The sequence below is a fragment of the Streptomyces sp. H27-C3 genome (assembly GCF_030063415.1).
GTDB lineage: Bacteria > Actinomycetota > Actinomycetes > Streptomycetales > Streptomycetaceae > Streptomyces.
In genome coordinates this window covers 34,485-43,461 of record NZ_JASITA010000052.1, presented here as the reverse complement: position 1 = coordinate 43,461, position 8,977 = coordinate 34,485, and the positions used below count along the sequence as shown (strand labels likewise).

The following is an 8,977-nucleotide window of genomic DNA, read 5'->3' as shown; positions in this document are numbered from 1 at the left end:
GGGGCGTGCTCCGCGGAGCACGCCCCCCTCGTTTCCCCCGGCCGCGCCAGGACCTCCCCGGCTTCGGTGGCGAGTTCAGCTCCGGCGCGGCGTCGGCAGCCCCAGCAGCACCGGCCCGGACGCGGCATCCCCCTTGCGGCACGCGTCCCCGCACTCCGCGTCGAGCGAGCAGCACAGTGAGCAGATCGGGCCCGCCTGGACGGGGCAGTCCGCGATGTCCGGCAGTTCGTACGCCGTGTCGCAGACGGCGCAGCTGTGGGTGGCGGTGATGTCGTCCACCAGGACGTGCGGACCGTTCACCGGGTTCGGGCGGGCCAGGTAGTACTTGCCCTTGGTCAGCCAGGCGATCAGCGGGCACAGGACAAGCGCGAGGCCCGCCGCGATGAAGGTGGAGAAGGCCTGGGCGTACTCGCCGAACAGTCCGAAGAAGGCGAGGATCGAGACGGTCGACGCGACGACCATCGCGCCGAACCCGGCCGGGTTGACCGCGTACAGGTAGGCCCGCTTGAACTCGATGTACGGCGGGCTCAGCCCGATCCGCTTGTTGATCACCAGGTCGGCGGCGACCGCCGTGATCCACGCGATGCCCACGTTCGAGTAGAAGCCCAGCAGCTTGTTGAGGGCCGCGAACATGTTCATCTCCATCAGCGTCAGCGCGATGGCGAGGTTGAGGAAGATGTACCAGACCCGGCCGGGGTGCTTGTGCGTGAGGCGCGAGAAGAAGTTGGACCAGGACAGCGAGCCGCTGTACGCGTTGGTCACATTGATCTTGATCTGCGAGACGATCACGAAGAGCGCGGCGGCGGGCAGCGCGACCGAGCCGAGCCAGGGCTTGAGCGCCTCGATCTGTGGCGCGATCGGCTCCAAGGCGCGCGTCTTGCCCACGGCCTCCAGCGCGACGAAGGCCAGGAAGGCGCCGCCGAGCTGCTTGGCCGCGCCGATGATCACCCAGCCGGGCCCGGCGGCAAGTACGGCGATGTTCCAACGGTGCTTGTTGTGCTCGGTCTTGGCAGGCATGAAGCGCAGATAGTCGGCCTGCTCGCCGATCTGGGCGATGAGGGAGAGCGCGACGCCGGTCCCGAGCCCGAAGGCCAGCCAGGAGAAGCCAGGACCCGCCCCTTCCGTGCCGCCGAAGGACGTGAACTGGCCCCAGGCGTCCGGCGCCTCGAAGGCGAGCACGACGAACGGCAGCACCAGGCCGATCAGCCAGATGGGCTGCGTCCAGGCCTGCACCTTCGCGAGCGCGCCCATACCGCGGAAGACGATGGGGATGACGATCAGCGTGGTGATCAAGTACCCGAACTCCACCGGGAGTCCGATCGCCTGATGCATGGCCTGCGCCATGATCGAGCCTTCGAGCGCGAAGAAGATGAAGGTGAAGGACGCGTAGATGAGCGAGGTGAGGGTCGAGCCGAAGTACCCGAAGCCGGCGCCGCGCGTGATCAGGTCCATGTCCAGGCCGTACTTGGCGCAGGCGCGGGCGATCGGTATGCCGGTGAGGAAGATGATCGCGGCGGCGCACAGGATCGAGGCGAGCCCGCTGGTGAAACCGTAGGTGAAGACGATCGACGCACCGATCGCGAAGTCCGCGAGATAGGCGATCCCGCCGAGTGCGGTGCCCGCGACCATCGACGGCGACCAGCGGCGGAACGAGTGCGGCGCGTACCGCAGGGAGTAGTCCTCGCGGCTCTCGTCGGCCGCGAGCTTGGCGTAACTCCGCTTGGCGGGCCGCCCCTCGGGCGCACTGGTCACAGGCGTGGCGGTGTCCGTCATCGGCGGTTTCCCGTTCGTCGGTCCGGAGTGCGGGTACGAACGGGAACCTAGGAGCCGGACATGACAATGCGCCGCGGCCGTCGATTGCCCGGTTGTTACGGGAACGGTCCGCGTGTTAATTCGCGATCACGGCGGGCGGAGGGATGGGCGGATGGATGGCTGGGCGGCTGGACGACGCGTCCGCGTACCGGTCACTCGGCCGTCCGGTATACGCGATCCGGTGGGGTCACTCGGCCGACCACTCCAGCGGCAACTGGCACGCGACCGGCCACCGGCCACTCCACCCGCCACTCATCACTCCAGCGGTCACTTCACCGGCAAGTGGTACGCGACCCGGTAGCGGTCCGCGGGGACCACCACGTCGGCCGTCTCGACCGCCCGGCCCGACGCGTAGTACGTCCGCTCGATGACCAGCACCGCATGCCCCGGCACCCCGCCGAGCTGCAGCAGTTCCTCCGCGAGACCCGGCCGCGCGCCGACCTCCTCCACCACGTTGTCCACGACGATGCCGATCGCCGCCATCCGCTCCACGACGCCGCAGCCGCCCAGCGGACCTTCCTCGGGGAGCATCACCGGGGTGCGCCCCGTGATGGCAAGCGGCTCCCAGGAGGTCGAGAGCATCATCGACTCCCCCGCGTCCCTGAAGACGTACCGGGTCCGCATCACCCGATCGCCCTCCTCGACACCGAGCCGCTCCGCGATGGGCTGCGGCGCCATTTCCTGCTCGCTGCTCGACTCCCAGGTGCCACGCGCACCGCTCTCCGACTGCTCCTGCCGGAACGGCGTCGAAGGACCCTTGGTGCGATGGCCGGAGCGCGACACGCGGCGCGGGACGGGCTGTTCGCGCACATACGTACCGGACCCCGAGCGGCCCTCGACAAGACCCTCCGCCATCAGGACCTTGCGGGCCTCCAGCGCGACGGTGTCGGAGACCCCGTACTCCTCGCGGATGCGCGCCTGCGAGGGAAGTCGGGTGTGCGGTGGCAGGGAACCGTCGACGATCTTCTGTCGTAGATCGCCCGCGACGCGCAGATAGGCCGGCTGCTCACCGAATGTCACTGGCCACTCCCATCAGGTTGACACACAGCAACAGCCTGGCAACCGTGGGTTGTTGACCGCAAGTGAAGGCCAACGTTTCACTCGAAGTGATGACCTGCCTTTACGCAGGGCTTTGGCGCAGGTATGGGGGTCCGTGCGGCCCCCGCGTGGACCAGGAGACCGCGGACCCGACGCCGCTGCTCGAACCCCCGTCCGTGGGAGCGCCCGTGGGGGCGTCGGTCGGAGCCTCCGCGGGCCCGTCCGAGGATCCGCGCAGCGACCCCTCGATCGGCTCACCGGCCGTACCGAAGACACAGACGACACCTCGGTCACCCAGTCCCCAGCCCCGCTCCTCGGGCAGGTAGTAGTACATGTCCACCCCGTCGGGCGCCGCCCAGCCCGGCCCGGTGTACGCCGCCTGGAGGTCCGTGCAGCGCTCGTCGGCGATGTCGGTCACCACGTCGTCGCCGGGGAAGGCGCCGGACCTGTCGATGTCGAAGGTCGCGTACACCTCGCCCTGGTGGCCCTCCGCGCACGGCACGACCTCGACGTCGGTCGTCACGCCCTCCAGCGACCCCTTCGGCGAGTCGAAGCACTCGCCCTTGCCGAGCTTGAGGATGCTGCTCGACCGGGCCGCCTCTTCCATGCCGTCCTTGAAGCTGCCCCAGCCGTTGCCCAGGGCACCGGTGACGAGGGTGATCAGGACGAGCGCGGTGCTGATCGAGGAGAGTGCGATTCCGGTGATCGCCATGGCCTTGCCCGTCCCGCCCTTCCGCTTGATCTGGCCGAGGGCGAGAACGCCCAGGACCAGGCCGAGCGGTGGGACGCAGCACACGATGCCGGTGATGAGCGACGCGATGGACAGGCCGTTGGCGCCCTGGATCGGTGGGTATTGCTGCTGCGGCGGCGGGAAGGGGCCCTGCGGAAACTGCGGCTGCGAGAACTGCTGCTGCGGGTACTGCGCCGGCGGGCCCTGCTGCGGGGGCGGCTGCTGCGGGGGCGGCCACCCCGGCCCCTGGGAAGGCTGACCGGGCATGGGCGGCGGTATGTCCACAGGTACGGAGCTCCTCGTCGGGGGCGGGCGACTGCCGCGCGCATGTTACGCGAAGAGGGGGCGACCGCCGATGGCGGTCGCCCCCTCCCTCACGTACTCACGAAGCACTCACCAGCGGCTCAGCACTGGCCAGAACTGATCAGGACCGATCAGAACTGCAGCGCCCAGGAGTCGATCTTCCCGACGTCCTGCGCCGCGTTGTCGCTCACCCGCAGCTTCCAGATGCCGTTGGCCACCTCCGAGGAGGCGTTCACGGTGTACGTGGTGTTCAGGTTGTCGCTGCTGCCTCCGGTGCCGTAGCCCTTGAGGGTGTAGGCGGTGCCGTCGGGGGCGATCAGGTCGACCTTGAGGTCACCGACGTACGTGTGCTTGATGTCGACCGGCACGCTCAGGCTCGCCGGAGCGTTCCCGGCGACGCCGCTGACGGTGACCGGGGACTCGACGGTCGCGTTGTCGTTGATGGTGAAGTCGGTCAGGTTCTCGAACCGCTTGCCGGGCGGCGGGGTGTCACCGGTACCGACGTACAGCAGACGGTTGGGCGAGCCGGTGCCCGGACTGCCCACCACATTGGGCGTGGCGGCGGCGACCAGCGCGGCCGACACCTGCGCCGGCGTGGCGGTGGGGTTGCCGGCCAGGTACAGCGCCGCGGCGCCCGCTGCGTGCGGAGACGCCATCGAGGTGCCGGAGATGCTGTTCGTCGCGGTGTCGCTGGTGTTCCAGGACGACGTGATGCCCGAGCCGGGCGCGAACAGGTCCAGCACGTCACCGTAGTTCGAGTAGCTCGCCCTGGCGTCCGTGTTGGTGGTGGCGCCGACCGTGATCGCCTCGGTCACCCGGGCGGGAGACTTGGTGTTGGCGTTGGTCGACTCGTTGCCCGCGGCCACCGCGTAAGTGACGCCGGAGGCTATGGAGTTGCGTACGGCGGTGTCCAGCGCCGGGTCGGCGCCGCCGCCGAGGCTCATGTTGGCGACCGCGGGCTTGACCGCGTTGCGGGTCACCCAGTCGATGCCGGCGACGACCTGCGCCGTGGTGCCGGAGCCCTGGTTGTTGAGCACGCGGACGCCGACGATCTTGGCCTTCTTGGCGACGCCGTACGCGCCACCGCCGACCGTGCCCGCGACGTGTGTGCCGTGGCCGTGGCCGTCCTGCGCGGTGTTGTCGTTGTCGATGGCGTCGTAGCCGTAGGAGGCCCGGCCGCCGAAGTCGCTGTGGGTGATGCGCACACCGGTGTCGATGACGTACGCCGTGACGCCCTCGCCCGCCTTGTCGGGGTAGGTGTAGCTCTGGTTCAGCGGGAGGGCCCGCTGGTCGATGCGGTCCAGTCCCCAGGAGGGCGGGTTCGGCTGGGTCGCGGAGGCCGTGAAGGTCCGGTTCTGCACGACCGAGTCGACGGCCGGGTCCGCCGCGAACTTCTTGGCCTGCGCAGCGGACAGCTCGACGGCGTAGCCGTTCAGGGCCGCGCTGTACGTCTGCTTGATCTTGGCGCCGTACGCCTTGGCGAGCGCCTTGCCCTCCGCGGAGCCCGCGTCGGCGGCCGCTTCGTCAAGGGTGACGATGTAGCTGCCCGCGATCGTTCCGGGGGCTCCTGCGTTCAGAATCTGCCCCTCGGCGGCGGTGGCCGGGAGAGCGGTGACCGCGCCGAGCGCGAGGGCTGCGACGGCGGTGGCACTTGCTGCGGCGAGTCTTCGCCTGGAAATACGCATCACGGACATGTGAGGGGTCCTCCTCATAGCGGTGCGCTGGTGGGGGGTGGTACGGCATGGGCATGACAACCCACCGCTTCGATGTCCGCGGCGGGTTCCGTGCCCTGCTGCCAGCGATAGATTTGCGCATCCACAGAAAACCCACAAGAGTACCGACGCGCCCGCAATCCGCTCGCCACACTGCCGTCATCACCGTCTGTCATGACGATCCGTCAGGTTGTGTCATGCATACGCTTCCGGCATGACGACCACGACACCCACCACGACCTACCGCTGCCCCACGGACGGCGCCCGGGCGTCCATCGATTCCCTCGCCTGGCGGTGCCCGGCCTGCGGCGGACCCTGGGACCTCGAATTCACGGCCGCCCCCGTGGACCTCAAGTCCCTTGCCGGGAGAGTGAATTCACTGTGGCGTTACGAAGAAGCGCTCCCGTTGCCCGGCGGCGCGCCCACCGTCACGCTGGGCGAGGGCCGGACCCCGCTCGTGCCCCTCACCGACGCGGTATCGGCCAAACTCGACTTCCTGATGCCGACGCTCTCCTTCAAGGACCGCGGCGCGGTGCTCCTCGTCGAGCTCGCCCGGCGCCTGGGGCCCGACAGGGTGGCCCGGGTGATCGCCGACAGCAGCGGCAACGCGGGCACGGCGGTCGCGGCGTACAGCACGCGCGCCGGACTGCCCTGCACGGTCTACGCCCCCGAGGCCACCTCGCCCAAGAAGATCGAGCAGATCGGGGCGCACGGCGCGCACATCGAGCTCGTCCCCGGCGACCGCCAGGCCGCCGCGCGGGCGGCCCGCGAGGCGGCGGACACCCCCGGCACGTTCTACGCGAGCCATGTTCACAACCCGTACTTCCTGCACGGCACGAAGACCTATGTCTACGAGATCTGGGAGGAACTCGGCGGCCGGCTCCCGGACGCGATCGTCGTCCCGGTCGGCAACGGGACGTTGCTGCTCGGCGCGTCCCTCGCCATCGCCGAACTGCACGCCCACGGACTCATCGACCGGCGCCCCGAACTGATCGCCGTACAGGCCGAGGCGGTGTCACCGCTGGCTGCGGCGTTCCACGCGGGGGCCGACGACCTCATCGGCGCGGAGAGCGCCCGCCCCACCCTCGCCGAGGGCATCGCGATCCCGCAGCCGCCGCGCGCCCGGCAGATCCTGCGCGCGGTGCGGGACTCCGGCGGCACGTTCCTGACGGTGACCGAGGACCAGCTCCGCGCGGCCCAGCTCGACCTGGCGTCCCGCGGCCTCTTCGTCGAGTCGACGGGGGTCGCGTGCTGGGCGGCGGTGAGCGCGCACCCACTGGAGGGCCGCAGCGCGGTGGTCCCGCTGTGCGGCGCGGGGGCGAAGACGGGACTGGCGGCGCCGGAGGTGGTGGGCGGCTGAGCCGCCCCGCCGCGGGGCGGTGCCGGTCGACGCGGAGGTCGCCCGCGGCCTATGAATTCGCCGATTCGGCCGCACGGCGGTACTCGGCGTTGACGCGCTGGGCTTCTTCGAGCTGGTCTTCAAGGATGACGATGCGGCAAGCGTTTTCGATCTTGGTGCCCTGGTCGACGAGTTCGCGGGCGCGGCCCGCGATGCGTGGCTGGTAGCGGGAGTACCGGCGGTGGCCGCCTTCGGAGCGCAGTGGGGTGATCAGGCGCATCTCGCCGAGGGTGCGGAGGAAGGCGGGGGTGGTTCCGAGCATTTCGGCGGCCCGGCCCATGGTGTAGGCGGGGTAGTCGTCATCGTCAAGAGTGTCGGCGGGGCGGGTACTTCGAGGGGGCATAGCACCTCTTCTTTCGGGACGCGTCGAGGGGCCCGGGTGCCGTACGGCACCCGGGCCCCGAGCTTTCAACACCATCTACCGGCTGACTGCGCCGGCCTTCTTGTTCCGCGTATCCGCCTGGGAGGGCGGAGGTGCGGGGATCGCGTATGCGTGACCGGGGACCACCTTCCGTTCTGGGGCCTGCGGTACCCGAGCGGCGCTTCTTCTCGCCCGGGCAATCCTGATGGCGTCTGCTCCTTACCTCGTTCGGCATATCGGTCGTTACTGCGAATCCTGCGGCAATACTTGCGGCCCCTGGGGCCGCTCGGCCCGGCAGCCAGTGAGGGAACCCACCGTTTCCGGCTCCGCCACTCCACCGCCGTTCCGCATCCTGCTCTGACTCCTGCACGCACGGCAGTTCATGTCTGCCGTGCCCTCTTTGCTGTCCTGGCTACGAGGGAAACACTACTCACACCGCTAGCCAGATGTCTACTCTGACCAGGACAGGTTTTCTTCGAGGTGGAAGGCAGGGCTTCCTGCCGTACCCATGTGAGGGAAACTGCTCCACCGCGAGTGTGAGGACCGATGGGCCGGGCACAAGCACCCCTCAGCGGTACAACCGACACAGGTGGGGTGATCGCGCATGAACAGCACGACGACGACCAGCACGGCAGCGCCCGCGGCGCTCGTCATCGAGGACGACAGCCCGGCCGGCGTGCCTCGCGCCCGCGATGTCGCCCGCGCCTTCGCGCGCAGTCTTGACCCGGCCCTGGAAGCCGAAACGGCGGAGACTCTCGCCCTGGTGGTGTCCGAACTCGCCACCAACGCACTGCGCCACGGTGGCGGCCGTTACACCCTCCAGCTCGGCGCCACCACTGAAGCGGTGCACGTGGCTGTCAGCGACCCCAGCTCCTCAGCCCCGCGTGAACGGACCCCGGACCTGAACGGCGGCGCCGGGGGCTTCGGCTGGCACATGATCCGCCACCTCACCAGCGACGTGACCACCGTCCCGGGCCCCGGGCAGGGGAAAACCGTCCACGCCCGCCTCACGCGGTGCCCCGCCGAAATGGAGAGCACCGCCACCGCATCGCTGACAGCAACTGTGCGCAGCCACTGACATCTACTCTCTGCGCCCGACACCTGGCTCGGCGGCCCCCACCAGGACGGTGACGGTGACCGGCCCGGCTCTGGCACGTCAAGCGTGAACCGGTGACTGACGGTGGGGGCACGTGGCGTACAGGACTCGGCGGCGGAGGATGTCCAGCTTCGCGCGGCCGTACATCTGGCGTTTCAGCATCTTGACGCGGTCCACGGTGCCTTCCGTTGGACCGTTGCTCCACGGCACCGGGGTGGTTGCCTGCGGATCTTCCAGGGCACAGAGCTGCTGGATGTACTGGCTCACCGTGCGAACTGCCACGCCAGCCCCAAGGTGAACGCCGTGGCCGCCACCCTCAATGGACGCCCCCGCAAGACACTCGCCTGACGCACACCCGCCGAAGCCCTGAACGGTCATCTTCTCCGTTACGGAGAAGCGGTGTTGCCACGACTCCTTGAAGCCAAGGCGTACGCCTTGATCTCTACGCGGCCGCGCGGTCCGGCGCTGTCATTGAGCGCTGAGTTCGGCCCGTGCGGGCTCGGGTTCGTCCCCACCCCGAGGTGAG

Annotated in this window: 8 protein-coding genes; 2 read left to right on the top strand and 6 right to left on the bottom strand. The window is 69.5% G+C overall.

Going from position 1 to position 8,977, the window contains the following annotated elements; genetic code table 11:
- Window positions 1–75 precede the first annotated feature (75 nt).
- From QMK30_RS34095 to QMK30_RS34080, 4 genes are all read right to left on the bottom strand, one after another.
- Entirely contained in the window at window positions 76–1,773 is a 1,698-nt protein-coding gene (locus tag QMK30_RS34095) for a purine-cytosine permease family protein (protein WP_283522218.1), read from the bottom strand.
- A gap of 306 nt (window positions 1,774–2,079) precedes the next feature.
- Entirely contained in the window at window positions 2,080–2,832 is a 753-nt protein-coding gene (locus QMK30_RS34090) for a GntR family transcriptional regulator (RefSeq protein WP_283522217.1), read from the bottom strand.
- Window positions 2,833–2,932: 100 nt separating this feature from the next.
- Window positions 2,933–3,847, bottom strand: a complete 915-nt coding sequence (locus QMK30_RS34085; protein WP_283522216.1) for a DUF4190 domain-containing protein — start codon at window positions 3,845–3,847, stop codon at window positions 2,933–2,935.
- Window positions 3,848–4,014: 167 nt separating this feature from the next.
- Window positions 4,015–5,577, bottom strand: coding sequence for a S8 family peptidase (locus tag QMK30_RS34080; protein WP_283522215.1), 1,563 nt, complete (start codon window positions 5,575–5,577; stop codon window positions 4,015–4,017).
- Between the two features lie 232 nt (window positions 5,578–5,809).
- Here QMK30_RS34080 and QMK30_RS34075 point away from each other — a divergent pair, with 232 nt between their 5' ends.
- Window positions 5,810–6,955, top strand: a complete 1,146-nt coding sequence (locus QMK30_RS34075; RefSeq protein WP_283522214.1) for a threonine synthase — start codon at window positions 5,810–5,812, stop codon at window positions 6,953–6,955.
- A gap of 49 nt (window positions 6,956–7,004) precedes the next feature.
- On the opposite strand, the gene QMK30_RS34070 is transcribed toward QMK30_RS34075, so the two are convergent.
- Complete coding sequence (locus tag QMK30_RS34070; protein WP_283522213.1) at window positions 7,005–7,337, bottom strand: MerR family transcriptional regulator; 333 nt, start codon at window positions 7,335–7,337, stop codon at window positions 7,005–7,007.
- A 622-nt stretch (window positions 7,338–7,959) separates the two neighbouring features.
- Between QMK30_RS34070 and QMK30_RS34065 the strand changes: the two genes are divergently transcribed.
- On the top strand, window positions 7,960–8,433 hold the full coding sequence (locus tag QMK30_RS34065) for an ATP-binding protein (RefSeq protein ID WP_283522212.1): 474 nt from the start codon (window positions 7,960–7,962) through the stop codon (window positions 8,431–8,433).
- A 78-nt stretch (window positions 8,434–8,511) separates the two neighbouring features.
- On the opposite strand, the gene QMK30_RS34060 is transcribed toward QMK30_RS34065, so the two are convergent.
- Window positions 8,512–8,718 (bottom strand): hypothetical protein, encoded by a 207-nt coding sequence (locus QMK30_RS34060; protein ID WP_283522219.1) that lies wholly within the window; start codon window positions 8,716–8,718, stop codon window positions 8,512–8,514.
- Window positions 8,719–8,977 lie beyond the last annotated feature (259 nt).

Excerpts from the sequence above, each read along its gene's own strand:
- QMK30_RS34075 (WP_283522214.1), top strand. The coding sequence starts at position 5,810 with ATGACGACCACGACACCCACCACGACCTACCGCTGCCCCACGGACGGC.
- QMK30_RS34080 (WP_283522215.1), bottom strand. The coding sequence starts at position 5,577 with ATGTCCGTGATGCGTATTTCCAGGCGAAGACTCGCCGCAGCAAGTGCC.
- QMK30_RS34085 (WP_283522216.1), bottom strand. The coding sequence starts at position 3,847 with ATGCCCGGTCAGCCTTCCCAGGGGCCGGGGTGGCCGCCCCCGCAGCAG.
- QMK30_RS34065 (WP_283522212.1), top strand. The coding sequence starts at position 7,960 with ATGAACAGCACGACGACGACCAGCACGGCAGCGCCCGCGGCGCTCGTC.
- QMK30_RS34095 (WP_283522218.1), bottom strand. The coding sequence starts at position 1,773 with ATGACGGACACCGCCACGCCTGTGACCAGTGCGCCCGAGGGGCGGCCC.
- QMK30_RS34070 (WP_283522213.1), bottom strand. The coding sequence starts at position 7,337 with ATGCCCCCTCGAAGTACCCGCCCCGCCGACACTCTTGACGATGACGAC.